The sequence below is a fragment of the Leptotrichia massiliensis genome, from assembly GCF_900104625.1.
GTDB classification, from domain to species: Bacteria; Fusobacteriota; Fusobacteriia; order Fusobacteriales; family Leptotrichiaceae; genus Leptotrichia; species Leptotrichia massiliensis.
The window spans coordinates 77,263-103,753 of the sequence record NZ_FNVZ01000002.1 but is presented as its reverse complement, the minus strand read 5'-3'; the positions used below and the strand labels follow the sequence as shown (position 1 = coordinate 103,753).

Annotated in this window: 22 protein-coding genes and 1 tRNA gene; 11 read left to right on the top strand and 12 right to left on the bottom strand. The window is 28.7% G+C overall.

Annotation, left to right across the window (positions count from 1 at the left end; translation table 11 throughout):
• The first annotated feature begins 41 nt into the window (after positions 1–41).
• The 4 genes from BQ5344_RS00815 to smpB all read left to right on the top strand — a co-directional run bounded on the left by BQ5344_RS00815 (position 42) and on the right by smpB (position 4,137).
• Positions 42–118, top strand: a tRNA-Asn gene (locus tag BQ5344_RS00815).
• A 428-nt stretch (positions 119–546) separates the two neighbouring features.
• Positions 547–1,125, top strand: coding sequence for a bis(5'-nucleosyl)-tetraphosphatase (symmetrical) YqeK (yqeK, locus tag BQ5344_RS00810; protein ID WP_235846083.1), 579 nt, complete (start codon positions 547–549; stop codon positions 1,123–1,125).
• Positions 1,126–1,384: 259 nt separating this feature from the next.
• Positions 1,385–3,661, top strand: coding sequence for a ribonuclease R (gene rnr, locus BQ5344_RS00805; RefSeq protein WP_083378165.1), 2,277 nt, complete (start codon positions 1,385–1,387; stop codon positions 3,659–3,661).
• Positions 3,658–4,137, top strand: a complete 480-nt coding sequence (smpB, locus tag BQ5344_RS00800; protein ID WP_268872955.1) for an SsrA-binding protein SmpB — start codon at positions 3,658–3,660, stop codon at positions 4,135–4,137. Before rnr ends, smpB begins: the two co-directional genes overlap by 4 nt.
• Before the next feature lie 144 nt (positions 4,138–4,281).
• Here smpB and cobK read toward each other — a convergent pair whose 3' ends face one another.
• The 5 genes from cobK to BQ5344_RS00775 all read right to left on the bottom strand — a co-directional run bounded on the left by cobK (position 4,282) and on the right by BQ5344_RS00775 (position 10,271).
• Entirely contained in the window at positions 4,282–5,076 is a 795-nt protein-coding gene (gene cobK, locus BQ5344_RS00795; RefSeq protein ID WP_021769351.1) for a precorrin-6A reductase, read from the bottom strand.
• 214 nt (positions 5,077–5,290) lie between these two features.
• The gene (locus BQ5344_RS00790; protein WP_021769352.1) at positions 5,291–5,917 is read right to left on the bottom strand and encodes a histidine phosphatase family protein; all 627 of its coding nucleotides are present in this window, start codon (positions 5,915–5,917) and stop codon (positions 5,291–5,293) included.
• A gap of 1,051 nt (positions 5,918–6,968) precedes the next feature.
• Positions 6,969–8,804 carry an acyltransferase family protein gene (locus BQ5344_RS00785; RefSeq protein ID WP_071123777.1) on the bottom strand — a complete coding sequence of 612 codons (1,836 nt, stop codon included), beginning with the start codon at positions 8,802–8,804 and terminating at the stop codon, positions 6,969–6,971.
• A gap of 132 nt (positions 8,805–8,936) precedes the next feature.
• Entirely contained in the window at positions 8,937–9,587 is a 651-nt protein-coding gene (locus BQ5344_RS00780; protein ID WP_021770131.1) for an SGNH/GDSL hydrolase family protein, read from the bottom strand.
• Positions 9,588–9,743: 156 nt separating this feature from the next.
• On the bottom strand, positions 9,744–10,271 hold the full coding sequence (locus tag BQ5344_RS00775; protein WP_071123776.1) for a hypothetical protein: 528 nt from the start codon (positions 10,269–10,271) through the stop codon (positions 9,744–9,746).
• A gap of 177 nt (positions 10,272–10,448) precedes the next feature.
• Here BQ5344_RS00775 and BQ5344_RS00770 point away from each other — a divergent pair, with 177 nt between their 5' ends.
• On the top strand, positions 10,449–10,760 hold the full coding sequence (locus BQ5344_RS00770) for an MGMT family protein (RefSeq protein WP_071123775.1): 312 nt from the start codon (positions 10,449–10,451) through the stop codon (positions 10,758–10,760).
• A 138-nt stretch (positions 10,761–10,898) separates the two neighbouring features.
• On the opposite strand, the gene BQ5344_RS00765 is transcribed toward BQ5344_RS00770, so the two are convergent.
• From BQ5344_RS00765 to guaA, 3 genes are all read right to left on the bottom strand, one after another.
• The gene (locus BQ5344_RS00765; RefSeq protein ID WP_071123774.1) at positions 10,899–11,732 is read right to left on the bottom strand and encodes an HNH endonuclease; all 834 of its coding nucleotides are present in this window, start codon (positions 11,730–11,732) and stop codon (positions 10,899–10,901) included.
• Positions 11,716–13,329, bottom strand: a complete 1,614-nt coding sequence (locus tag BQ5344_RS00760; RefSeq protein WP_071123773.1) for an AAA family ATPase — start codon at positions 13,327–13,329, stop codon at positions 11,716–11,718. The genes BQ5344_RS00765 and BQ5344_RS00760 overlap by 17 nt, the downstream gene beginning before the upstream one ends.
• 102 nt (positions 13,330–13,431) lie before the next feature.
• Positions 13,432–14,976, bottom strand: coding sequence for a glutamine-hydrolyzing GMP synthase (gene guaA / locus BQ5344_RS00755; protein WP_071123772.1), 1,545 nt, complete (start codon positions 14,974–14,976; stop codon positions 13,432–13,434).
• Between the two features lie 588 nt (positions 14,977–15,564).
• On the opposite strand from guaA, the gene BQ5344_RS00750 reads away from it, so the two are divergent.
• The 6 genes from BQ5344_RS00750 to BQ5344_RS00725 all read left to right on the top strand — a co-directional run bounded on the left by BQ5344_RS00750 (position 15,565) and on the right by BQ5344_RS00725 (position 23,659).
• Positions 15,565–16,947: an MATE family efflux transporter gene (locus tag BQ5344_RS00750; RefSeq protein ID WP_106394708.1), complete on the top strand. Its 1,383-nt coding sequence runs from the start codon at positions 15,565–15,567 to the stop codon at positions 16,945–16,947.
• Between the two features lie 541 nt (positions 16,948–17,488).
• Positions 17,489–19,681 carry an anaerobic ribonucleoside triphosphate reductase gene (locus BQ5344_RS00745; RefSeq protein ID WP_071123770.1) on the top strand — a complete coding sequence of 731 codons (2,193 nt, stop codon included), beginning with the start codon at positions 17,489–17,491 and terminating at the stop codon, positions 19,679–19,681.
• A gap of 37 nt (positions 19,682–19,718) precedes the next feature.
• Positions 19,719–20,243 carry an anaerobic ribonucleoside-triphosphate reductase activating protein gene (nrdG, locus tag BQ5344_RS00740; RefSeq protein ID WP_083378164.1) on the top strand — a complete coding sequence of 175 codons (525 nt, stop codon included), beginning with the start codon at positions 19,719–19,721 and terminating at the stop codon, positions 20,241–20,243.
• Positions 20,244–20,463: 220 nt separating this feature from the next.
• Positions 20,464–21,162, top strand: a complete 699-nt coding sequence (gene dapD, locus BQ5344_RS00735; protein ID WP_071123769.1) for a 2,3,4,5-tetrahydropyridine-2,6-dicarboxylate N-acetyltransferase — start codon at positions 20,464–20,466, stop codon at positions 21,160–21,162.
• 154 nt (positions 21,163–21,316) lie between these two features.
• Positions 21,317–22,459, top strand: a complete 1,143-nt coding sequence (locus tag BQ5344_RS00730; protein WP_071123768.1) for a tetratricopeptide repeat protein — start codon at positions 21,317–21,319, stop codon at positions 22,457–22,459.
• 132 nt (positions 22,460–22,591) lie between these two features.
• The gene (locus tag BQ5344_RS00725; RefSeq protein WP_083378163.1) at positions 22,592–23,659 is read left to right on the top strand and encodes a S66 peptidase family protein; all 1,068 of its coding nucleotides are present in this window, start codon (positions 22,592–22,594) and stop codon (positions 23,657–23,659) included.
• A 77-nt stretch (positions 23,660–23,736) separates the two neighbouring features.
• Here BQ5344_RS00725 and BQ5344_RS00720 read toward each other — a convergent pair whose 3' ends face one another.
• The 4 genes from BQ5344_RS00720 to BQ5344_RS00705 form a co-directional block, all read right to left on the bottom strand.
• Positions 23,737–24,387, bottom strand: coding sequence for an RsiV family protein (locus tag BQ5344_RS00720; protein ID WP_036070134.1), 651 nt, complete (start codon positions 24,385–24,387; stop codon positions 23,737–23,739).
• A gap of 245 nt (positions 24,388–24,632) precedes the next feature.
• Positions 24,633–25,319 carry a 2,3-diphosphoglycerate-dependent phosphoglycerate mutase gene (gpmA, locus tag BQ5344_RS00715; RefSeq protein WP_071123767.1) on the bottom strand — a complete coding sequence of 229 codons (687 nt, stop codon included), beginning with the start codon at positions 25,317–25,319 and terminating at the stop codon, positions 24,633–24,635.
• A gap of 63 nt (positions 25,320–25,382) precedes the next feature.
• Positions 25,383–25,670 carry a hypothetical protein gene (locus BQ5344_RS00710; protein WP_006805699.1) on the bottom strand — a complete coding sequence of 96 codons (288 nt, stop codon included), beginning with the start codon at positions 25,668–25,670 and terminating at the stop codon, positions 25,383–25,385.
• 50 nt (positions 25,671–25,720) lie between these two features.
• Positions 25,721–26,467 carry a hypothetical protein gene (locus BQ5344_RS00705; protein WP_071123766.1) on the bottom strand — a complete coding sequence of 249 codons (747 nt, stop codon included), beginning with the start codon at positions 26,465–26,467 and terminating at the stop codon, positions 25,721–25,723.
• Between the last annotated feature and the right edge of the window lie 24 nt (positions 26,468–26,491).

The following is a 26,491-nucleotide window of genomic DNA, read 5'->3' as shown; positions in this document are numbered from 1 at the left end:
CCCGGGAAAATAGGTAGTTGCCAAACTTTTTTCTTTTGTGTGTCTCCGTAGCTCAGCCGGTTAGAGCATCTGACTGTTAATCAGAGGGTCGTTGGTTCGAGTCCAACCGGGGACGCCATTTTTTTTTAAAATATTCAAAAAGTAGATAAATTTTAAAATAAAAAGAAATAGAGGATGTGCAATATATTAATAAATGGTTTTGTAAAGATGAAGATAATATAGCATTATGAAAAATATAGATGACTTGGACAGGATACTTTCTGAAAAAAGTATTTTGTCTTTTTTTGTAAAAATATTTTGAAACTTTCTTAAATTTACTAATATTTTCATAATTTCAGTTAAAAGTTTTTATTGTAGTAGCATATATAAATACTATGTATAAGAGTTATACATTTATTATATTGATAAGATTTAATATTAAAAGGTTATTTTAATTCTTTGTATTTTATTCTAATATATTAGATTTGTTGTTTTTTTCTTTGTCGTGTAGTATAATAGTAATAATGAGAATATTTAGTGAAAATTATTTTAAGTGAGGCGAGAAGAATGATAGATATAAATAAAATTAGAAAAAATGTAAAAAAATATTTGGATGAAAAAAGATACAATCATGTGGAAAGAGTTGTAAAATGTGCTGTAGAGCTTGCAGAGATTTATAATGTTGATGTGGAAAAAGTTGCGGCTTCGGCTTGGCTTCATGATGTGGCAAAATTTTTTGACTTGTCAGTTATGATTGACTTAACGAAGGGGAAATATCCTGAAGTAGATGACAAGATGTCGAAATCTACCGCTGTGCTTCATGGATTTGCAGGAGCTGAGTTTGTACGGCAAAATTATGAATTGTTTGGAATTGATGATGAGGAAATTTTGGATGGGATAAAATATCATACGATTGGGAAAGAAAATATGAGTATTCTTGCTAAGATTGTTTATCTTTCAGATGCGATTGAGGAAGGGAGAAGCTGGGAAGGCGTCGAAACGGCTAGAAAACTTGCAAAAACTGATTTAGATAAAGCAATAAAATTTGAAATTGAGGAAAAATTAAAATATTTACTTTCAAAGGATTCGATTATTCATCCCAATATTATAAAATTTAGAAATTCAATAATAGCCAACCAGGCATAAAATTTAAAAAAATAGATTTAATCTAAAAAAAATACTTTAAAATATATCTGAAAACTCATTACTTTGACAGGTTTTAGGCATATTTTACTAGAATTTTATAATTTAGATTAATACTAAACTTCATTAAAAATAAAAAATTATAATAATTACAATAAGTTTCAAATACTTGTTAAATAGCATAATTCAAAATTTATGAAATATGTGTTATTTAAATGAGGAATAGTACAATTTGATACATTGAAAAAGACAGAGGGAAAATATGGGAAATAAAAAAAAGAAAGAAAAATATAAAAATATTGAAAATAACGATAAAAATTTTCATAAGGGAAAAAAAATTAGTGGAAAAAATTACAATATAAAAAAAGAAAATGAAAAAAATCAAAAGATGGAACTTAAGGAAGAGAGAGAACTAAAGTATTTAAGACAGGTTCTTGTAGAATATGAGTTTACTTTTCAGGAAATACTGCAGCTGTTGGAATGGAGCCAGAAAAAGCGGAAAATGTATAAGCAGCTTTTGAATGCCTGGGAAGAAAGTGGCGATATTTATTTGAAAAGGAATGGAAGATATACCTTGCCTGAGAAGGAAGGGTTTGTGAAAGGTGAAATTTCTATTTCGAGCGGAAATTTTGGATTTCTTGATATTAATGGGGAGGCTAGCGTCTTTATTCCCGGAACTTATTTGAATACAGCTATGAATGGAGATACAGTTTTAGTACGTATTTTGAAGGAAAGTTCAGATGGAAAGAAGCGTGAAGGAGAAGTTTACAAAGTTGTAAAAAGAAATCGAGATGTTATTGTTGGCGTTTTTGAGCATAATTTAAGTTTTGGCTTTGTGCGTCCAAGAAATTCTCCAAAGGATATTTATATTCCAAAAAAATTGATAAAAGGTGCAAAAACTGGAGATTTAGTAGCTGTAAAGGTTGATTTCTGGGGAGATGAGGAAAGAAAGCCTGAAGGAGAGATTGTAAGCGTTCTGGGGAGTCCAAAAGATACGGAAGCATTGATTTCATCATTGCTTTTGAATGAAGGAATTGAGGAGAAATTTCCAAATGAAGTTTTGCAGGAACTGGACAAAATTGATGAGGATTTTTCGGAAGAACTAAAAAATCGAAAAGATTTGCGGCACCTTGATATTATTACAATTGACGGCTCTGATGCGAAAGATCTGGATGATGCAGTGTATGTGGAAAAAACAGAAGATGGGTATAAACTTTTTGTAAGCATTGCCGATGTTTCTTACTATGTACGGGAAAATACCGAGCTTGATACAGAAGCATTGAAGCGTGGAAACTCAATTTATCTTGTAGACAGGGTAATTCCTATGTTGCCAAGAAAATTGTCAAATAATTTATGTTCGCTTAATCCAAATGAGGATAAACTGACTTTTACTGTGGAAATGGATTTGGATAAAAAAGGTAAAGTTGTAAGAAATGATTTTTACAAATCGGTTATAAAATCCAAATACAGAATGACTTATGAAAATGTAAATACAATTTTGGAAAAAAATGAAGAATCTGAAGAATATCGAAATCTATATGATAAATATAGAAAAATTGATGAAATGCTAAAAAATATGCTGGAATTATCTAAAATTATCAGAAACAACAAAAAGAGACGTGGGAGCATTGATTTTGAATTACCTGAGATAAAGGTAGTCTTAGATGAGAATAAAGCCGTAAAGGACATCGTATTGCGTTCTAGAGGGGAAGCAGAAAGAATTATTGAAGATTTTATGGTTATTGCAAATGAAACTGTGGCGGAAAAACTTTTCTGGGAAGAAATTCCAGCAATTTACAGAGTCCACGAAGATCCTGACAAGGCAAAAGTTCAGGCATTGAATGAAACTTTGATAAAATTTGGATATTCCTTAAAAGGATTGGAAGAAATGCATCCTGGCAAATTTCAGAACATAATAGAAAGGACAACAGGACTGCCAGAAGGGTATTTGATTCACAAATTAATTTTACGGGCAATGCAGCGTGCAAGATATGCCAACAAAAATCTGGGACATTTTGGTCTTGCTTCTAAATATTATTTGCACTTTACATCACCGATACGTCGTTATTCTGACTTAATTGTTCATAGAATGCTTGGACGTTCGATTGAAAAATTTATGAACGAAAAAGAAAAGGCTAAATATGGAGCTAATTTTGAAGCAATTGCCTCAAGTATTTCGAGAACTGAAAGAGTAGCGGATAAACTGGAAGAAGACAGTGTAAAAATCAAGTTGATTGAGTATATGCAGGATAAAATTGGACAAGTTTATATTGCTAGACTTAGCGGGATGAATAAAAATAAGATATTCATGGAACTGGAAAATCACATAGAAGTGGTTTACAATGTTACAACAGCACGTGATAACTTTATTTATGATGAGGAAAACTTTAAAATTGTGGATAAAAGAAATAATGAGTCCTACACTATGGGAAGTACAATGAAAGTGAGCATTGTAAGTGCAAGCTATGCAAAAATGGAAATTGAGGTTATACCTTATGTGGAAGAAAGAGTAAAAATTGACGAAACCGAAGAAGAATAAAAAACAAAGTAGCAAAAGGAGGGAAGATGCCAGTATTAGCTAGAAATAAAAAGGCTTTTCATGATTATTTCGTAGAAGATAAGCTGGAAGCAGGGATTGAGCTTGTGGGAACAGAAGTAAAATCGGTAAAAGCTGGGAAAGTGAGTATAAAAGAAAGCTTTATAAGAATCATACGTGATGAAGTTTTTGTAATGAATATGCATATTACACCTTATGAATTTGGAAATATCAACAATGTAGCAGAATCTCGTGTGAGAAAATTACTTTTGAATAGACGTGAAATAAAAAAATGGAGCGAAAAAATTAAGGAACAGGGTTATACCATTGTCCCAATTTCAGTTTATACAAAGCAAAGGCTTGTAAAAATGGAAATAGGGCTTGCAAAAGGTAAAAAGATGCACGATAAGAGAGAATCGCTTAAAAGAAAAGATATTGACAGGGATATGAAGAAAATTCAAAAGAATTTTACTAGATAAATATTTAGATAAAGAAATAATAAGTTTATAAAAATAAAAAAAGAGGGACTATCATAAGATTTGTCTTTCTTTTTTATTTTTAAATACTAAAAAGAAAAACTACTTATTCAAATTATCCCTAAATTTTTAATTCTATTAAAATTTTTAAAGCTTAACCAAGTATTCAGTTAATTCCTCAATTGTGTTAAAAACTGTACCGTAATCTAAAACAGGACGTTTAATTGCCAAAATTGTAACACCACATTCCTGACAAGCTTCTACTTTTTGCAGTTCTCCTCCAGTTTCGCCACTTTCCTTTGTAATTAAGTAATCTATTTTTAGGTCTTGCAACATTACAATGTTCATATTTTTTGAAAATGGTCCTTGCATAGCAATGATATTTTTAGGTAAATATCCAAGTTCTTCTGCACTTTTTATCGAAGAAGTTGTTGGTAAAATTCGTACAAATAAATTATTTTTATCACTAATTTCGTTTATTTCGGCTAAAGTATTGGAACCCAGTGTACTAAGCACATTTTTATTTTCAAATTGTTGTAAGTATTTGATTACTTCCTGTAAATTTTGAAATTTGAATACATTCTCGTTTCCATAATCAACCATTTTTCGCTCAAATCTTATATATTTTACTTTTTTCTCTTGATTAGCCCTTTCATTTAAGTAACTTACCATTGAGATGACTGTACGACTAATATTTTGTGCGTATGGATGACTCGCATCGACAATTAAATCAATATTTTTTTCCAAAATCATATCTTCAATTTGCAATACATTCAATCTTTCTGAAATTACTTCCACATTCTCATTTTTAGCTACATCTTCAAGCAGTTTTCCTCCATATTCAGTTGCAGTGCTAATAATAATCTTTTTATCTTTCATTTTTAAAATCTCATCTAAAATATTTCTAGAATCTTTCGTTCCACCAATTATCCAAATTCTCATTGTATTATTTTCTCTCCTTAATTTTTTTATGTATGTTTGGAATTTATTTAATACTATAAAATTATTTTACAAACTCTTTAATATCAGATTATTAAAATCAAATATTATTAGAATTTGAGGATATTTTTTATAGTATTATAAAATTTTCAAAATTTCTATTTCTTTGTATTTTTCATAAAAGTTAAAATAATCTATTTTCATAAATTTTAAAAAATTACTTCATAGTGTATTTTCCATTTTTGTAAACAAAAATTTTATATTCTCCATTACCAATTAATTTTCTTTCATCTAGAGCATGTGATTTCTTATTTTCGATATAGTTAAAAAACAATTCCAAAACAGTTCCATGTGTAATAACTAAGATATTTCCATTACTGTTTTGTTCTGTAATTTTATTCAATCCTTGTAAAAATCGTTCTAGCCCATCTGTCAACTCTTCCCCTTGGACATTCTTTGCACAATAATTTTTTACATCATAGAAATAATTATGAGCTTCTTCAGGATATTTTACAAAGATTTCTTTAAAGCTCATCCCTTGCCATTTACCAAAATAAATTTCATTTAATTCATTCAATTTTTGTAATTTCAATTTTTCATGTTGATTTTTCTTTTTCTCCACATTATTATTTTCTAAAAGAATTTTAGCTGTTTCAATTGTTCTTTCCAGTTCACTTGTATAAATGGCTTTAAAGTCAATATTTGCAAGAATCAAGGCTGTGTTTCTAATTTGATCTTTTCCCTTCTCTGTAAGAGGTGAATTTAACTGCCCTTGAAATTTCTCCAGCACATTCCACTCAGTTTGTCCATGCCTAACAATATACAAGTTCAATATTTCTTTCATTTCTCTTTTTACGACCAATTATAATAACCTTTTATTTATAAGATAAATTGTAATATTAAATGGGATATTACATTTATCTAGTTTTTATAAATTTAATTTTAAAACCATTTAAATAATTTCAATTTTTTATTTTCAAAAGTATGCTGTATTAATTTTTTTTAGTCGTATTCTCCTTTCTACACTTTTTAATTATTATAATAATATTTTGAAATTAAACTCAAAAGTTATGGATATTTACTCAAATCTCAAAAATATTTGATTTAACGATAGCTTTTATCCAAAAATTTAGTTTAATAGTTCAATAAAAAAATCGAGTATAATTTAAAATATTATTCTCTAAAAATTAACTTAATTTTTAATTTACGAATACTTTATATCATATTGAATAAACTTTTTCAACACTTTTTTATTTCTTTTTTAAACATAATATTGAAAAAAGTTTTAGAATAATTTTGTACTTAATTCTAGGTCTTTATATTTTATTATTACTTAAAAAAGAATAAAAATTTCAATGTTTATTAAATTTTAAATGATATCAAAACTATTTATACTAAACCCTATTTAAATAACGAAATTATTTCAAACTTTTACTGCAAGATAAGGTTTTGCCGCAATGAGCAATCCTACGAAAATAAGAAGAAAAAACATAAGATTATGAAAAAATATTTATTAATCAAAATATTTAAAAAATAATTTAATGATTATAAATTAGCTATTAAACAAGCCTATTATAAAAATTAATTCCTATTTTTAAACGAGAAATAATACTAATTTATTAAATAATCAAATAAAGTAAACAATAAAAATATATCAAAAATTAGAAGCAGAAAAACAATAATGAATTTAAAATAAAAATATGTATAAGAGAAGCACTTTTTAAAATTAACTTTAGATACTATATTTTTTTTAAAATCCGAGTAAAGAAAAAATTAAAAGGATTAACTTCTGCTTTATACAGAAATCAATCCTTACTGTGTAGTTAAATTGTATATCTAACTTTTTAGATTAGTTCAAAATGGATATTAGTATAAGATAACTTTTGTTAAATTATTTACTTTGTACTTGTATTTGAAGCTGAATTTAAAATATCTTTGCTTAGTACAGAGTAAAGCAGGTTAATATATCTTTTGGCTGCATGAGGTTTTGGATGTGTTCCGTCTTTGTAGAAATACTGCTGTTTACCTTTTGAGTATGAATACCAGTCAATTACCTTTATATTTGGATTCTCAGCACTTGCCTTTTTAATTTCCGCATTAACACTATCTTGCCATGGATCAGGCATAACTGTGTTTATAAAGTAAATATCATGTCCCTTTAATGTTTCCAAAACGGATTTCATATCTTTTTCGTAAATTGTACCATTTGTTCCAAGTGCAATTACTATAATTTTTTTTAATTTTCCATTCTGAGCATAATTTGTTAACATCTTTGGTAATTCATAAAATTGACGTCCAACTTTTGTTTCAATAATTGCGTTTGGATATTTTTTCTTTAAGTCAACTTTTGTCATATCCAATACAGAATCTCCGATAAACAATATTTCCCGTTCATCATTAGGATATTTTTGCAAAATTTCATCTTGAATTTTTGATTCTTCTTCAATACCTTTTGATGGAGTATTTATTGCATTAAGAAGTTCGTCCATTGTTAAATTTCCAGTTTGTGTTGCTGCTGTAGTAGTGGTAGGTTGAGAAGGTTTAGTATCTTCTACAGTTGCGTTAGCTGCCGCAGCTTGTGCTGCTTTCATTTCCTCCAAATCTTTATTTTCATAAATTGGAGAGTATATTAAAATTCCAAAAATAGAAATTAAAACAGGGTAGCTTATATATTTTATACTTTTTTTCTCAAATAAAAAGTAGCTTAATTCCGAAATTGCCACTAAAACAATAATTTGAATAAAAAATTGCTGAGTGTTGGATAGTTTTGTCCATTTAAAATATTCACGTGCAAATATCATAACTGGATATTGCCATAAATAGTATTGATATTGATGTTGTCCTAATCTTATTATTGGATTAAAGATTTTTTTATATTTTGAAAGATTGAATTTTTGTAATTCAGGTTTTGAGAATAAAACAATTGTAAATCCTATCAAAATACTTGATAAAAACATTAGTCCATAATAATTGTAAGCACTTCTGTAATCTAGTCCAAAACAAAAGAAAATTAATGAAAATAACCCTAAGATTCCTAAAACAGATATAATTTTTTTCTCGGTATTATTTTTTATTTCCCTATTTGTATAAAAACATGCTATTGCAGCAGGACAAAAGAATGCAAAGGCTCTCGTGTCAGTTCCATAATATATTCTTGAAAAATCTGCTCCTTCTGGAGATTTTGAAGTTGTATAAAATACGAAAGCCATTATTAAAGCAGAAATTATCCCAATTCCTGAAAAAATAATTCCAATTGTATTATTTTTTAATTTCATTTTTTTAAGTCCTTGTACTAAAAATGGGAAAAATATATACATTTGTATTAAAAATGATAAAGCCCAAATATGTGTTAACGGTAATATAATCCCAAAATTATCAAAATAGGACATTTTTGAAAAAATCTGATAAATATTGTTTAATCCCAATATGGAAAATATCGCACTATATTTATATTTCATTTCAAGTCCGTTGTTTACAAAATATAATGCAATGGTTGAAGCTAGAATTACAATTAGCAAACTAGGATAAACTTTTCTTAGCCTTCGGTTAATTACTGAAAAAATTGTAAAATCTCTGGAAAGAAGACCGCTTGTAACCAAATATCCGCTTAGTGCAAAAAATATAACAACACCGATGTAAGTTCCTTTATAGGAAAACCAATGATAAACACAGATAAGTATAAGTGCAATTGCCCTTAGTATATCTAAACTCTGTATTCTTTCTTTTTTCATAAATAAGAAAATTCCTTTCTTTAAAATTTGTATTTTGTAAAATAAAAACTACCTTAAAACAAACTTTTTAAAATTGTATGAAATAATACAGCTTAACTTTTTTAGTTTGAAATTAAAGTAGTTTTATAAAAATTATTTAGTCAAATTAGTTATTTTATTTAATTGAATATTTTGGGCTTTGGCTATATTTGAAGAATTATCTTTTGCAGATTCAGATTTTCTAGTTTCTCCAAGATAATGTTTTTTAATTTCGTTAGTTAGAAAGTCTGCATAATATTTTTGTCCGTTATCATTTAAATGAGTTCTGTCTTTATAGAAATATTCATTTTTACCTTTCGCATAAGAGTACCAGTCAATTAGGTAAGCATTACTATATTGTGCAACTTTTTCTTTTAATTTGTTATTTACTTCTTGTTCCCAAGGGTCTTTGTGAGCAGTATTCATAAAGAATACATCTTTCCCTTTTGCCATTTCCATAACATAATCAAAATCTTTATCTGTAAATTTTCCGTTTGTTCCAAGATGTACAACTAATACTGTTTTTAATTTGTCCTCTTCTGCTAATTTAGTAACAATCCCTGGAAGTGTTGAAAATTGACGTGATATTTTTGTATCAAAATAAGGATTTTTGAAGTTAGGACCAATATATTTTTTACTGCTATTCATTATCGAATCTCCAACAAATACAATATTTTCAGGTACTTTCCCACTAAATATTTCTTTGGCAATGATAATTCCAGAACCAAAAACTAATATTACTAAAAATAAAAATAATTTTTTCATAATCTTTCTCCCTTTTGTATTTTTTACTATAATTTTTGTTTATAAAACTTTTTTTCAAAAAAACTTTTAAACATAACATTATAAGACATTATTTTTCTTTTGTCAAATTTTTTTAAAAATGATTTTTTTAGTAAAAAATATGGAGAAAATTTCAATCTAATCAGTTGCCATTATTATTCTGTAATTATTCTCTGGGTTTAAAAATACCATTTTTTTTAATTTTGTATCATAAGCATAAGCTAAAGGCTCATTGCTTACTTCTTGAAGAATTGTGCCTCTTTCTAATTTCAATCTTACTATTTCTTCTTTTCTTGAACCAGAATTATCCTGTTCTGGAGATTCATCTACATATCTTGTTAAAAAATATCCTTGACTGTCTTTTTGAATTTTAAAGCTTTCAGATGTATCTGTGTAACCAAATATTTTATTCAAAAACTTGTCTTCATGCAAATCACCATCTGTCGTATACTCTTCATCCATCCCTTTTGCGTAATTGCCTTCTCCATCTGAACTTGAATTTTCATTACTGGATATTTCCTTATTTTCAGTTTGTTGTGATTGTTCCAGATTTTGAACATTTTGTGTATTATTTTCAGGTACAGTGGCAGAATTTTCATTGTCGTTATTTCCGCAAGATAACACCCCCATAGCCAACATTGCTATAATTAAACATATTTTTTTCATTATGATACCTCCAAATCTTATTTTTAAAGTAAATTAATTTCCGTTTATATTTCAACGTAATTATATAATATTTTTCTAAATATGTCAAGAATTTTTTAACAGTAAAATTAATACCGTTTTATAAAAAATTAAAAATATGATATAATAATCTATACAAATAAAACAAGGGATAAAAATATGAAAAAATCTAAAGAAAACAAAAACACCTTTGAAAAAATCTACGACATAGTAAGAAAAATCCTCGCCGGAAAAGTCGCAACTTACGGACAAATCGCACATCTACTAGGAAATCCCAGATTATCAAGAGTAGTCGGCTACGCAATGCATAGTTGTCTTTACGATGATGTCCCTTGCCATAGAGTAGTAAACAGATTTGGACAATTTGCTAAAAGTTTTGAGGAAGTGCAGAGAGGGATGCTGGAGAGGGAAGGGGTTGTTGTGGGGGAGGAGGATTGTGTGGATTTGAAGGAATATATATGGAATAGCTAAAGAAGTAATAATATAATATAATGTATAAATGATAAAAAAACATAATCTAACAAATTGAAGATGTTTGAAAGTTATGTTTTAAAAAGAAAGATTAAATAAAGTTGTAACTATTCTTCTAACCGAAATTTGTTGTTCTTATTATTTTTCTTTTATAGAAGAATAGTTTTTAAAAAACCATTCGTTACTTAAAAGAGAGGAAAAACCAACATAGAACCAAGGTCTGTCTTCTGATTTAGATTCCGAAATTTTATCTTTTATTCGTTTTTTTATATCAGATTCTGATGAATTTGAATCTTCCTTAATTGAATTTAAGAAAGAAAAAAATTTAGCAGTAAAGTCGGTTGTGTATGCTTCGTTAAGTCCTAATTTATTTATATGAAATTTTATTGTTTTAAAAAAAATATTATTCCGTGTTGTATCATCGAAAAAAAAATTAAAACCAAATGCTTCTTCTTCTTCAATAATCTCACATTTTAAAGATTTTATAATATCTTCAAATTTAACAATATCATAGTAAGGGTGGAGTATTCTTTCTTCGGGTTTATCATTTTTGGGATAAAAATCGTTTTTATACTTACTATTGCAGTTATAACATATTGGAACTAAATTATTTATAACAATAGAAAATGAAGGGAAAAAACTTTTTGGTAAATAATGATCTAATGCAGCAACATCTTGTCCGCGGTTACAATAAGGACATTCTTTTGTTTGTTCGCGTATTTTTTTGTAATATTTATATGAAGAAGAATCTTTCTTTGCTAAACGATTTTTATATAGATTTATAAAATCCTTATCTTTATTGTTATCCTTTAGTTCTTTTTCTTTGGAAATAATTTTTTTTATATTTTCAAGAACTTCTTCATAAAAATTATAATTATTTATAATTTTTTCAAAAATTTCAGGAGAAATGTCTTTCATCGAATTTAAGATATTTTCTTGAATATCAAAATCAGGTTTATTTAATTTCTTCATTTTCTCTCTCCTTTAATCTTATCAAATTTTGTATTAATACTTTTCCTAAAAAACCAATTTCATTATTAAATTTTTCTATGGTTTCTTCAAATGTATTTTCTAAATTTTCCTTTATAAGTTTATAAAATCCTGTTTCCATTAATTCAAATCCAAAAATATCCTTTGTTAAAGTATCAATATCAGTTGCAAATGATTCAATTAAAATTTTTTCAAAGTACATATTTTTATCAATTCTTTTTATTTTATTTACACAACTTTTAGGAACTTCTTGAAGAATTATAGGAGAATGTGTTGCAATAATAGCTACAGCATTTTTTTTAATTAATAATGCTGAAAGTGTTCTAATATATAGAGAAAGTAAAGGTGGATGTAAATGAGTTTCTGGTTCATCAATTAAAACTATTGTTTTTTCATGTATTTTTTCTGATAATAATGTCAAAGATAATATAATAATCATATGTCCAGAACTTAGTTTTTTAAAATTCTTTTTTAATATTTTTTCATTTTTTTGTTCTTCATTATCAAAAAAGTTTTTTAGAATATTTATAAATTCGTTATCACGAAAGATTGAGTCAGAATTTAAATTTCTACAAATCTCTAAATACATATTTGTCAAATTTTTATTTTTTTTTATTTTGTCAAGTGATTCGATAAATTCTTGACTCATATCATTAACTGATTTAGTTTTTGTTTTTTCGTTTTTTTGTTTTTTACTAATTGAACCAATATATTGATAAATTTTATTAAATTTTTCTGAAGCTTCAAGTTCTTTTCCTTCTTCTAAAGTAATTGCAAAAGCATCGTCAAATAAACTAAATGAAATTCCAATAACACCTGCAAAATTATCTTTTTCACACTCGATAAAAAATTCATCACTTGCTTTATATTTAGAAGGTTGATCAAAGATTTCAGAATCTAAACCACTATTTTTTAACAATTGATAAAGTATATTATGTAAAAGCCAAGTTTTGCCAACTCCATTTCTTCCTATTAAAACGTGAACATTAGTAGGTGGAAATGAATTGGGAACAACATCAATCTTTATTTCTTGTTCATTATTTAACTTGAAAGAAAAAGAATATTCTGTTAATTCTGCTTCTCCTTTTATTATTCGATTAAATTGTTCTATATTTGCAACATAGTGACTTCTCATAAGAGAATTAATTAAGGAAGGTTCATAACTTTCATATAAAGTTTTAAATCTTTCAAAATCAAAAGAAAGATCGTTTAAACTTCTATAAAAATCTTTGCTATTTTCTCCAAAAACTTTGTTAATTTTTTTATAATATTCAACATCTTCACCTAAAGAAAAGAAGTGCTCTTCTAGTTTATCAAAAATATTATGAGAAATTAATTCTTTTGTTCCATGAGAAGGCTTTCCGTTATACGAAGTTTCTCCAGAAACTTTATCTTCTAAACCTATGCATCCAATTTTTATTTTTCCTAAAAAAATCATCTCGGAATTAGAAGCTACTTGATAGTATAAATCAAAAGAAGTTCGATACGTATAATCATCCCAGTTATCAGGAACTAAATAAACAATTCCAACTTCTTTTATATCTCTTAAATTATCTATTTTTTTAAATCTAAAATTCATAGTTACATCCATCTTTCATAAAAATATTTTCTGTTATTAAGACAAAGTACAAATATTCTTATGTTTAAAAGTATTTAAAGTTAATAAAATTAATTTTAACCATTATTCCCACTCAATCGTTCCCGGCGGCTTAGAAGAAATATCATACACAATTCTATTTATTCCGTTTACTTTGTTTATAATCTTATTTGACACTTCCTCAAGAAATTCGTAAGGCAATTTTGACCATGTAGCAGTCATGAAGTCGATTGTGTTTACTGAACGAATAGCTGCTACGTATTCATAAGTTCTTTGATCGCCCATAACTCCGACAGTTTTTACAGGTAGTAATGTTACGAATGCTTGATCTACTTTGTCGTAAAGTCCTTGTGCCATTAATTCTGTGATGAAGATGTCGTCGGCTTCTTGAAGAATTTTTACTTTGTCAGGGGTTACTTCTCCGATAACTCTGATTCCAAGTCCTGGGCCTGGGAATGGGTGTCTTTTTATAATTGTGTCAGGCAGTCCAAGTTCGTGTCCTACTTTTCGTACTTCATCTTTAAATAATTCTTTTAAAGGTTCTAACAGTTCAAATTGCAAGTCTTCTGGCAATCCTCCTACGTTATGGTGAGATTTTATTGTGTGAGAAGGGCCTTTTATAGACTGTGATTCGATTACATCAGGATAGATTGTACCTTGTGCTAGGAATTTCGCACCTTCCTGTCCTTTAAGTTTTCTGATTTCTTCGTTAAATACTTCGATAAATTCGTTTCCAATGATTTTTCTCTTGGCTTCAGGCTCATCTACACCTTTTAATTTGTTTAAAAATCTGTCTTTTGCATCAACGAAAACAATGTTTAAGTCAAAGTGCTTTTTGTAATATTCAAGAACTTTTTTTCCTTCATCTTTTCTTAGAAGACCAGTATCTACAAACATACAAGTAAGCTGATGTCCTATTGCGTTGTTAATCAGAACTGCGGCGACTGATGAATCTACTCCACCAGAAAGAGCAAGCAGTACGTGTTCATCTCCGACAGTTTCTTTGATGGATTTTGTTTTTTCAGTAATAAAACTTGAAATTTTCCAGTTTTTTTCGCATTTACAGATATTAAATACAAAGTTTTCTAAAATTTGTGTTCCACATTCAGAATGGACTACTTCTGGGTGGAATTGAAGTGCATAAATTCCGTTGTTGTTTGTAATTGCGGCGATTGATGAATCTGTTTTTGCGATAATTTCAAAGCCTGTTGGCAATTCTGTGATGTGATCGTTGTGGCTCATCCAGATGTTAGAAGATTTTTTTACTCCTGTAAACAAAGGATTATTGTTATTTTCTACTTCTAATACAGCTTTTCCAAACTCCCTTGAATCAGCTTTTTCAACTTTTCCGCCATTTAAGTGTGTAATTAATTGCATTCCGTAGCAAATGCCCAAAATAGGAAGATTTAAGTTAAATACTTCAGGATTTACAGTTGGAGCGTCTTTTTCATAAACTGAAGCAGGACCTCCTGAAAAGATAATTCCTTTTACTTTTTCTTCTCCATTTTTTATTTTTTCAACATCAATTAAAGGCACAATTTCGCAATAAACTTCCATTTCCCTAATTCTTCGGGCAATTAATTGGCTATATTGTGAACCAAAATCGATAATAATAATTTTCTCTTTCACTTTCCACCTCTATCTATTAAATTTTTTTTTCATATAACATAATTTTATGTAAATATTTTAGCATTATTTTTAAGTTTTTTCTATATATTTTTATAAAATTTAATTCTCATTATTCAATTATTCAATAAGGTTATTTTGGTTAATAATGATTATTTCTTGGATTTCATTTATATTTAGTTTTTTTAATGTAACGGTATCAGACGCCATGCCCTTTTTCGCAATAGCAGTTATTTTAATTTCATAAGGTTAAATAAAATAAAAGTCAGAGTCTAGCCATAGGTATTGCGTAGCAATCTTGCTACAATTTTAATTATCAGGATAAACATTTATTGCAAGATAAGGATTTGCGGCAATGAGCAATCCTGCGAAAAATAAGGAAAAAATACAATAAAAATAGTAAAAACTGTTATTAAATAAACTAATTTAATACTAAATCTCGTTTAAAAATGAAAATATTGAATTTTGTGAATTTATAAGATATAATAAATGTAAAAACTTTTGAAATAAAAAAATTAGACTTTTATAATTAAGAGAAAACTTAAAAAAAAATTTAATGATAATGAAAAATTTTAGAAAGGAACATTTTTGATGGATATTGCAAAAAAAGTGAAATTAGAGAATAAGATGGGGACAATGCCAATTAATAAACTTATAATTAATATGTCGTTGCCACTTATTACTTCGATGTTTGTACAGGCATTTTATAATATTGTGGACAGTCTTTTTGTGGCTAGAATTAATGAAGAGGCACTTACTGCAGTTTCAATGTCGTTTCCTGCTCAGAATCTGATGATTTCGGCGGGGACTGGAGTTGGTGTAGGGATAACGGCTTTGATTGCGAGATATTTGGGAGCAAAAGATGAAAAAGGTGTAACACGGGTTGTGCATAATGGGATATTTTTAGGAATTTTGAATTCTATTTTGTTTGCTATTTTTGGGCTATTTTTTGCGAAATTTTATTTTGAGTTTCAAAAGGCTTCAGGACTTATTGAAACTTATGGAATTCAGTATTTGAGTATTTGTTCGATTTTTGCCTTTTCGATTATTTTGGAAATTACTTTTGAGAGAATGCTGATTGCGTCGGGGAAAACGATTTATACAATGATTACGCAAAGTACAGGAGCGATTATAAATATTATATTTGATCCGATTTTTATTTTTGGACTTTTAGGATTTCCAAAAATGGGGATTATTGGTGCGGCTGTGGCTACGATTGTTGGACAGACTGTTGCAATGCTAATGGCTTTGTATTTTAATATTAAGAAAAATCACGAAGTTCGTTTTGCTATCAAAAAGTTTGCGGTGCATTTTAAGACGATTGCGAATATTTATGAAATTGGTTTTCCATCAATAGTTATGCAGTCTGCGGCATCATTTATGATATTTCAGTTAAATAATCTTTTGGCTTCATTTTCAACGACAGCGACGGCTGTACTTGGAGTTTATTTTAAGTTGCAAAGTTTTGTTGTTTTACCCGTTTTTGGGCTAAACAATTCGGTTATTTCAATTGTTTCGTACAATTATGGTGCTGGGAAAATAAAAAGGCTTTTGAAAGCTGTGAAATTGGCAAATATTTATGCATTTGGTATTATGTTTGCTGGATTTGTTCTTTGTCAAACTTTGCCTGTTCCAATTCTTAAATTGTTTGATGCTTCAGATAATATGCTTTCAATTGGGATTCCTGCACTTAGAATAATTAGTTTTGCGTTTTTGATAGCACCGTTTTCGATTGTTTCAAGTGGGACATTTCAAGCTTTGGGTAAAGGTATATTTAGCCTTATTGTTTCATTAATTCGTCAATTGATTGTTATTCTTCCACTTTCATATTTACTTGCTGGAATAATGGGAATTAACGGAGTTTGGATTGCTTTTCCAATGGCAGAAATTGTAGCTGGAATTTTGACAATTTTTTATCTGAAAAAACTTTATCAAAATGAGATTATGAAAAGAAAAATTAAACGACATAAATAAAAAAGAAGCAGAATTCTAAAATTCCACTTTCACACAGATTAAATTATTCTTACAAAATTGTACATTAATAAACTATATTCCCATATTTGTCCTTGCAGCAATAATAACCATTAGCTGTTTTATAGTATTCTATACCTCTTTCATCATTATCTCTATCTCATTTAGATTATCCCAGTAACTTTTGATGAAAAATTTTAGATTGAAGAAAAATTAGATTGTATTTGAAAATGTAGAAAATTTGAGTTAAAAAATTTATAAAATATATGATTAAAGGAAAATAAATAAATTTTTTTTATCAAAAACAATGGGATAAAAAATGAAAAAATTTTGTAAAATTGGCTTTTTATGGAAGTATATATATTTTTTATAAAACTTGAAAAACACAAAATATTGTGTTATCATTATGTTATATTAACTATATATAGTGTTTTTTGTTAAAAATACGTTTGGATTATTGATAATGAAAAGGGGACTGGGAATTGATGGCTTGTAAATTTTTAGAGATAGGAAACTGGGTACAGAGAATGAGGGAGGAATAGAAATGCAACCACAATTGACAGAAAATTTGAAAAATATAATAGCAGGGATAGTGAATGTTGAGAGCAATGACACATGTAATGAGAATGCCAATATGTCTTCAATGACTCCAGCTGGACAAATGATGAAGTTTGCAAGTGAAGTGTCAAAGATTTATGCTTTGGAAAATTTGGTATCTCCAAAATTCAAGGAGGCTCATGAAAAAGGCTTTATTCATATTCACGATTTGGATTTTTATTCCAGTAAGACTACGACTTGTTTGCAGTATGACTTGGCAGATATGTTTGAAAAGGGTTTTTATACTAAGCATGGATATATTCGGGAAGCACAGAGCATTTCTACTTATGCCACTCTTGCTACAATTATTTTTCAGACAAACCAGAATGAGCAGCATGGTGGACAGGCAATACCCGCATTTGATTTTTACATGGCAAAAGGTGTGTTAAAATCATTTAGACGACATTTAAAAAGAAGAATCTTGAGTTTTGCTGAAATTAGAAATGGAGTAGAAATTACAAAAGAATTTGAAAATAATGCAAAAGAATTTTTGTTAAAAAATATTTCATCAATTAAATGCAATGAAAATGAAATAAAATTGCTTGAAGAATATTTTGAAATAAATAAAAATGATTTGATAAAATTGCTGGTGGAAGCCTATGAAGATACTAAAAATGAAACTTATCAGGCAATGGAAGGATTTTTACACAATCTGAATACAATGCACTCACGTGGAGGGAATCAAGTCGTATTTTCTTCTATAAATTATGGAACAGACACTTCAGAAGAAGGGCGAATGGTGATTCGTGAACTGTTAAAGGCGACATCTAGCGGGCTTGGAAAAAATGAAACTCCAATTTTCCCAATACAGATTTTTAAAGTGAAGGAAGGACTTAATTACACTGAAAATGATTATAATTTAGCTCAAAGTGATTTTGATGAGGCACTGAAAAGTGTAAAAAATCAAAAAATTTCTTATGAAAATGAACTGGAAGATAAAAAAATAAAGTTTGAAGCGCCAAATTTTGATTTATTGCTGTTATCTTGTGAAACTTCCAGCAGAAGACTATTTCCCAACTTTGTATTTTTAGATTCAGAATTTAATAAACATGAAAAATGGAGAATGGACGATCCTAAAAAATATAAGTATGAAATTGCAACAATGGGTTGCCGTACACGTGTCTTTGAAAACATAAATGGTGAAAAGAGCAGTCTTGGACGTGGAAATTTATCGTTTACGAGCATAAATTTTCCTAGAGTTGCCATTTTAACAAGAAAAAATGTGGAAAATGAAATTTCAGAAATGGAAAAAGCTAAAAAATTTGCAAATGAAGAAGAAAAAAATAATAAAAAAATAGAATTACTGACAAAGGAATTCCAAAAAAGAGTATTGGAACTGACTTATCTTGCAGGAGAACAGCTTTACGAGCGTTATAATTTCCAAAAAACAGCTTTGGCAAAACAATTCCCATTTATGAGAAGCAATAACTTGTGGAAGGGACTTGGTCTAAAAGACGGGAACGAGGAAGTGGCAGAAGCGATAAACTCAGGTTCACTTTCGATAGGATTTGTAGGTGGAGCAAACGCAATGTACGCTTTATTTGATGCAGAACACGGAACAAGCGAAATTGCCTATAAAGTGCTTTACGATACGATTGAAAAAATGGGAACAGTTGCAGATGAGTTTAGGGACAAATATCATTTGAACTATTCGATTTTGGCAACTCCAGCAGAAAGTCTAGCGGGAAGATTTTTACGTATTGATAAAAATGATTTTGGAGTAATCAAAAATGTCACGGACAGGGATTATTACGTAAATTCATTCCATATTGACGTAAAAAAGGAAATCAGTCTTTTTGATAAAATAAGAAAAGAGGCACCGTTTCATAAATTAACAAAAGGTGGGCATATCACTTATGTGGAACTGGACGGGGAAGCTCGTAAAAATATGGGTGTTATGCTAAAAATTGTAAAAGTAATGAAAGATACGGGAATTGGCTACGGATCGATAAACCACCCTGTTGACAGATGCAGAGATTGCGGAACCGAAGCGATAATTTATGATGAATGTCCAATTTGCAAAAGCCATAATATTTCTAGAATTAGAAGGATAACAGGCTATCTCACAGGAGATTTAGATAGCTGGAACAGTGCAAAGCAAGCTGAAGAGCACGACAGGGTAAAACACGGAATAAAATAGGATAATTTTGAGATTTGTGAGGAAGAGGTAAAATAAAGTGGGTAAAGTCAAAGTTAAGGTATCAGAAAAAAATTCAAAAAATGATTTTACATTAAGACTTTTAATGACTTATAAAGAGACAATTGTTGACGGTGAGGGACTTCGTTATTCACTTTATTTTGCTGGCTGTTCCCACGCTTGTCCTAGTTGCCATAATGAATATTCATGGAATCCGAAACACGGAAATGTGCTAACTTATGATAAATTAGAAGAAATTGCCAAAGAAATAAATGAAAATACGTTGCTTGATGGCATCACAATAAGTGGAGGAGATCCACTTTTTAATCCAGCGGATATGCTAAAAGTTCTGAAATTTTTGAAGGAAAAAACGAAAAAGAATATTTGGCTTTATACAGGGTATACGCTGGAGCAGGTGCAAGAAGATGAACTTCGGAGAAAATGCCTTGAGTATGTGGATGTTTTGGTGGATGGGCGATTTGTGAAAGAACTGTATGATCCTAATTTAAAATTTAGGGGGAGCAGTAATCAGAGAATTATTAAAAAAGAAGATTTTTTTATTTGAATTTGGAAAAAAGTTTTTTTGTTAGTGAACTTTTGTAATAAAAGTTCTTTTTTTCACGTAAAAACTAAAGTTATAGTTGTAAAAATTATAAAAAAATGATAAAATACGGGAAGTGTGTTAATTAGAAGTTATAATTTTAGTAAATATAAATGAATGAATTAATAATTGTAACTACATAGATAAATTTATTACGAAACTAAAATAAAAATGGAGGATTAAAATGACAGAATTGGAAAAATCAAAGGCGATTATTCAATATATTGCCGATGCAAAAAAAACAACACCTGTGGAACTTTATACAGATGAAGAAATAAAAAATTCTTATTCGTGTAAAGTAATTGGAAATGAAGGATTAAAAGTTGTATTCGGTGATTGGGAAGAAATTGAAAAAATTATTAATGAAAATAATTTGACAAACTATTACTTGAAAAACGATAGAAGAAATTCTGGTGTACCTATGCTTGATATTAAAAATATTAATGCTAGAATTGAACCAGGAGTATTTATACGTGATAAAGTGAATATCGGGGACAGAGCTGTTATTATGATGGGATCTGTAATAAATATTGGTGCTGAAATCGGTGAAGGAACAATGATTGATATGAATGCTGTACTTGGTGGACGTGCAAAAGTTGGTAAAAATTGTCATATTGGAGCAGGAGCAGTAATTGCAGGAGTTATTGAGCCACCTTCAGCAGATCCAGTAGTTATTGAAGATGATGTTGTTGTTGGAGCAAATGCGGTTGTGCTGGAAGGTGTAAGAGTAGGAAAAGGTTCAGTTGTTGCAGCTGGAGCGATTGTTACGGAAAATGTTCCTGAAGGTGTAGTTGTAGCTGGAACTCCAGCTAGAATTATAAAAGGGGTAGATGCAAAGACAGCATCAAAAACAGAATTAGTTGACGCATTGAGAAATATTTAGTATTTTTTTAGAAAAATAAAAATAAAAAAGGTTTTATTAAATATATTTATACTATTTTATAAGTGAAATCAAATTTGAAAATGGTAAAATGATTTATAAATAATAAATATCTATAGTTTTGAATATAGCTTATAAAAAATAATTAGGAGGAAAAATGAAAAAATTATTACTAATAGGAGCAATCTTAGTAACAGGAGCAATTTCATTTGCTGATGCAAAATCAGATTATGAAAATGCAGTAAAATTAGCAGGGCAAAAAAAAGTTGCTGAAGCTGTAAAAGTATTGGAAGGTGTGGCAAAAAGTAGTGACGCAGGATACGCACAAAAAGCAAACTTAGAATTGGGAGCATATTATTTGCAAGAAAATAATGTAACTAAAGCTAAACCTTATTTACAAGCGGCATGGGGAAATGGACAAAGCACAAGTCCTGAAGCTGTGGAAGCTGCAAGATTATTATATTTAGTAGGAATTCAACAAAAAAATAAATCTGAAGCTGAAAAATATATTCTTTGGACAGATGAAAAAACAGGTGGAAAAAATGCAGACATTACATCAAGTCTAATTATTTTCTATTTTGACAACAATGAACAATCAAAAGGTACTGCAAGATACAATAAAGCTGTACAATCTGCAAATAAAGACTTTGTAGCAGAAGTAAATTACAATATTGGACAATACTACTTAACAAAAAATAATCTAGCTCAAGCTAAATCATATTTACAAAAAGCATATACTGGAGCAAGTGACCGTGTAAATGGAGCTGGAATTTTACTAGCTGAAATTGCTATAAATGAGAAAAAACCAGCAGAAGCTGAAAAATATTTATTAGATATGAACACAGCTGCAAAAGGTAAAAATGGACAAATTTTAGGAATGTTAGGAACTTATTACTTGCAACAAAATAATCCAACAAAAGCAGAAGAATATTTAGCAAAAACAGTGGCTGCAGAACCTAAAAATGTAAGTGCAAAAATCTTATTATTAGGAATTTATGAAGTACAAAATAACACAGCAAAAATAACTTCTACTTATAACCAATTAAAATCATCAACACCAAAAGTTACTAACAAACAAATTGGAACTTATTTTGGAAGTGTAGGAGCAGCAGCATTATCTGAAAAATATTTACAAAAAGCAATAACTGAAGATAAAGATAACAGTGCAAAACTTATTTTAGGACAAGTTTATGCAGGACAAGGTAAAAAAGCTGAAGCAGTTAAAATTTTACAAGAAGCTGTAAACAATAAAGTAAATGGAGCAGCAGAAGTATTGAAACAAGTTCAAGCAATGAAATAAATAAAATAAAAATTGTAAACTACAAAATTATCTGATATAATTAGGCAAGGCATCTTAACTTTAAATGTTAGGATAAATTGCCTATTTTTTTGGAATTTTTGTAAAAAAGTTTTAAATTTATAAAAAAAGGAAGTGAGAACAATAAATAAAAAAATAATATTAATAGGCTTAATAATAAGTAGTTTAGCATTAAATGCGACAAGCTATAAAACAGTAAGAGAAGCTGTAAGAGCAAATACTCCTACAAAATCATCGAATACTCAAAATTCAAAAAATAACACAACAAATGAAGTTATTATTCCAAAAGGGTTAAAACCAGGAGATACAATTGGATTAATTGCACCTGCAAACTATACTAGTGAAAATAGTAATGCAGAAATTGAATATTTGCAAAGCCGTGGCTTCAATGTGGTTTACGGACAGTCATTTTATTCGAGATGGTATGGATTCGGAGGGACTGACAGTGTTAGGGCAAAGGATATAAATGATATGTTTGCGAATCCTAATATTAATGCAATTTTTGCTGTGCGTGGAGGATATGGTGGAATAAGAATTGTAGATAAATTAAATTATGATGTAATCAAAAAAAATCCAAAAATTATTTCAGGATTTAGTGACAATACGACATTATTATTAGCAATCAATGAAAAAACAGGACTTGTAACATTTCATGGACCTATGTCAGATAATTTAAAAAACATTCCATCAGTTACTGAAAATGCCTTTAACAAAGCATTTACAAGTAATGAATCGTATAATTTACTAGGGTTTGACGATACCTACATAATTATGAAAAGTGGACGTGGAACTGGTAAAATCACAGGAGGAAATTTGTCTCTTGTAGTTGCAACGCTTGGAACAGATCATGAGATTAATACTGATGGAAAAATATTATTTTTAGAAGAAACAAATGAGGCTAGCTATCGAGTGGATAGAATGTTAAAACAATTAAAACTAGCTGGAAAATTTGATAAATTGCAAGGAATTATCATTGGAGATTTTAAAAATCCAAAACAGTCAGATCCAACGGATATGACAATTGATGAAGTTTTTTATGATAATTTTGGACAATTAAATATTCCGATTGTAAAAAACTTTAAATCTGGACATGTAAGACCATTTATAACCGTTCCAATTGGAGCAAAAGCTACAATGGATACCTACAAACGTGAAATTATGATAGAAAAAGCAACAAAATAAAGCAAATAAAAAATACACTATTTAATAAAGTAAAATTTATTTTCTAGTGTATTTTTAATTACTCTTTTTTATCTAAATTATTTTAAGATTCCAATTAAATCAGTTAATAAGAATGGAATAAATACTTCACCATCAGCAAAGTTTGTAGCTTCACCTTTATTATAGAATATTACTAAAGAATCATTTTGTAAATAGAAGTTTTGATTTTTAGCAATAGCATCAAAGCTATCTATTTGTGGTAATCCAAATTGTTTGAATCTGTTGTTAATAACTCCTTTTAATTCTTCATTAAATCCATTTGTGAATAAGTCTTTAAGTTGTAATGATCTTCCGTTTTTTAAGTTGTACGAAATGGCATTATAAACTTTTGTTTTTTGTCCTGTGTCAGTATCTGTTATATTAATTGTAAATAAAACACTTAAATATGAGCTATTGTCAGCTGTAATCTCATAAGTAGTATTATAGCTAATATGTTTTGTAGATTTATAAGCTGAAATAAACTTATGCATAATTGCATTCATATTTTTTATAACGTCAGAATTTCTCCCTAAAAATGATGGATAAGAAATTCTTGATTTTCCTATGACTTTTATTTTTTTGGTAGTTTTTACAACACTTGGAGATGTTGGTGAAAACCCTTGAAATGTAAAAGTTGTGTCAATCTTTTCTTTTGCAAATGACAGATTAAATAAAATCAATGTCATAAAAATTAATGTTAATTTTCTCATTTTTATAATCACCTCAAAAATTTTGTTTTTAGCTAAAAAATTGGATTTAATTTCTAATCTCAATTTTGAAGTTATTTCAATATATTATATACTATATTTCATAAATAAGCAAACTTTTTTCATTATATATTTTAGTTAGAAATTGTTTTTATTTTTTTATTGTAATTAAAATTTTTTAAAAATATAAAATAAAAACGCAAGGACTTTAGTTTGCCCTTGCTTAAAAGATTTTATTTTTACTAAGATTAGAATGAATTTGGTGATGACAATACTTTTAAATCTTTATTTATTTCAAATACTAAAGGTTTTCCTGTTGTTAAATTCAGTTTTAAAATATCATCATCTGAAATATTTAGTAAATATTTTATTAAAGCACGCAAACTGTTTCCGTGAGCTGCTACAATAGCATTTTTTCCTTCCTGCAAACTTTTTGAGATATGTGAGTGCCAGTAAGGCAGAACTCTTTCGATGGTATCTTTAAGGCTTTCTCCAAGTGGCGCTTCAGAATCAGATAAATCTGCATATCTTCTATCTGATTTTGGATAATATTCGCTTGATTTGTCTATTGCAGGCGGGGCAACATCAAAGCTTCTTCTCCAGATAAGGACTTGCTCGTCTCCATATTTTTTAGCAGTTTCAGCTTTGTTTAATCCTTGTAATGCTCCGTAATGACGTTCATTCAATCTCCAAGATTTGTAAACTGGAATGTATAATTCATCCAGTTCTTCCAAAACGTAATTAAGAGTTTTAATAGCTCTTTTCAAATAAGATGTGTAAGCAATGTCAAAAACTAATCCCATTTCCTTTAAGGCTTTACCGCCAGCCTTTGCCTCTTCCACTCCTTTTGGACTCAAGTCAACATCCTTCCATCCAGTAAATTTATTTTCCAAATTCCATTGGCTTTCACCGTGTCGAATTAATACTAGTTTCATTGTTTTCCTCCTTTTGATAAAGTCGTTTTATATTTGAACTAATAAAAAAGCGACTTTATTTTATTATTTTGTTTCAGTTTCTACAACTGCTTCTGCAGTAGCTGTGTTTGTAGATAATTCTTTTTCAGCAATTAAATCTTCAAGATGTTCCTTTGTTGTCATTAATTCTTCAAGGTTCATATTATCATAAGTTGCTTCTGAAGATGTTTTTATATTTATTCCTTGTTTTCTTAAAAAACTATCAACTTTATTTTGATTTTTTTTGTACAGGTAATAACCTACTGCTACAGTTCCTACTCCGATTGCTGCTCCTACTAAATGTTCCTTTTTAATGTTTCCAAATTTTATCATTTTTATACCTCCAAATTTTTATTTGTTATTATTTTATCATTTATTAATTTTTATTGCAAAGCAATGTATTTGTCATCTGGCTCATTGCCTGCCCTGTTATTGAAAAATATGTGATCTATCAAATCACTCAGATTTTCAATAGAATTATCATTTCTTACATCTACAACATAATGAGATTTCCCATTATCAGCTTTTAAACGATAAATTCTTACTTCCTTGTTGGAAAAGTTATTTAATACAAGATGCCGTCCAAAAGTTGTAAACCACATAAGCGCTATCGCTGTAACCGATCTGTTTGCCAGATACGATTTGAGCAAATATAATGCAGGCAATATTTCAATGTCAAAAAAACCTTTACGCTGTGTTTCCCTGTAAGCATGCTCGATAATTGCTGCGGTTGTCAGCCCTGCTGTAAAGTTATTTATGCCTATTTGTAATTTTTCAACTTTACTTTTGCCAAGCCCATACAGAAACGAAAGTAATATTGCGGCTCCAGAATAAACAGACAGTAAATCTATTGATTTTTCTTCAAAATCTTCAACAAGTTTTACTGAAGTCATGCCATGTTCAACTGATAAGGCAGTTGCAGTTCGGTAAATTACTTCATCTATTGAAATTTCTTTAGGCTCAAATGTAACGAGCAAAGTATTTATAGTCTGATTATACCGTAAAGCTGTATTTTTAGTTTCAACTTTTACTGTTTCAAAAAATTTTTTTGTATTGGCAATATCGTGTGAAATTTTGAATCTGACACGATTCGGTAATTTATGCAGTATTATTAAGGTTAGTTTTTTCATATCTTATTCAAACTCCTTTAAAAA

What these genes read in the sequence shown, in the direction of transcription:
- yqeK (WP_235846083.1), top strand. Translation starts at nt 547, where the DNA reads ATGATAGATATAAATAAAATTAGAAAAAATGTAAAAAAATATTTGGAT.
- rnr (WP_083378165.1), top strand. Translation starts at nt 1,385, where the DNA reads ATGGGAAATAAAAAAAAGAAAGAAAAATATAAAAATATTGAAAATAAC.
- cobK (WP_021769351.1), bottom strand. Translation starts at nt 5,076, where the DNA reads ATGAGAATTTGGATAATTGGTGGAACGAAAGATTCTAGAAATATTTTA.
- BQ5344_RS00790 (WP_021769352.1), bottom strand. Translation starts at nt 5,917, where the DNA reads ATGAAAGAAATATTGAACTTGTATATTGTTAGGCATGGACAAACTGAG.
- BQ5344_RS00785 (WP_071123777.1), bottom strand. Translation starts at nt 8,804, where the DNA reads ATGAAAAAAGAAAGAATACAGAGTTTAGATATACTAAGGGCAATTGCA.
- BQ5344_RS00780 (WP_021770131.1), bottom strand. Translation starts at nt 9,587, where the DNA reads ATGAAAAAATTATTTTTATTTTTAGTAATATTAGTTTTTGGTTCTGGA.
- BQ5344_RS00775 (WP_071123776.1), bottom strand. Translation starts at nt 10,271, where the DNA reads ATGAAAAAAATATGTTTAATTATAGCAATGTTGGCTATGGGGGTGTTA.
- BQ5344_RS00770 (WP_071123775.1), top strand. Translation starts at nt 10,449, where the DNA reads ATGAAAAAATCTAAAGAAAACAAAAACACCTTTGAAAAAATCTACGAC.
- BQ5344_RS00765 (WP_071123774.1), bottom strand. Translation starts at nt 11,732, where the DNA reads ATGAAGAAATTAAATAAACCTGATTTTGATATTCAAGAAAATATCTTA.
- BQ5344_RS00760 (WP_071123773.1), bottom strand. Translation starts at nt 13,329, where the DNA reads ATGAATTTTAGATTTAAAAAAATAGATAATTTAAGAGATATAAAAGAA.
- BQ5344_RS00750 (WP_106394708.1), top strand. Translation starts at nt 15,565, where the DNA reads ATGGATATTGCAAAAAAAGTGAAATTAGAGAATAAGATGGGGACAATG.
- BQ5344_RS00745 (WP_071123770.1), top strand. Translation starts at nt 17,489, where the DNA reads ATGCAACCACAATTGACAGAAAATTTGAAAAATATAATAGCAGGGATA.
- dapD (WP_071123769.1), top strand. Translation starts at nt 20,464, where the DNA reads ATGACAGAATTGGAAAAATCAAAGGCGATTATTCAATATATTGCCGAT.
- BQ5344_RS00730 (WP_071123768.1), top strand. Translation starts at nt 21,317, where the DNA reads ATGAAAAAATTATTACTAATAGGAGCAATCTTAGTAACAGGAGCAATT.
- BQ5344_RS00720 (WP_036070134.1), bottom strand. Translation starts at nt 24,387, where the DNA reads ATGAGAAAATTAACATTAATTTTTATGACATTGATTTTATTTAATCTG.
- gpmA (WP_071123767.1), bottom strand. Translation starts at nt 25,319, where the DNA reads ATGAAACTAGTATTAATTCGACACGGTGAAAGCCAATGGAATTTGGAA.
- BQ5344_RS00710 (WP_006805699.1), bottom strand. Translation starts at nt 25,670, where the DNA reads ATGATAAAATTTGGAAACATTAAAAAGGAACATTTAGTAGGAGCAGCA.
- BQ5344_RS00705 (WP_071123766.1), bottom strand. Translation starts at nt 26,467, where the DNA reads ATGAAAAAACTAACCTTAATAATACTGCATAAATTACCGAATCGTGTC.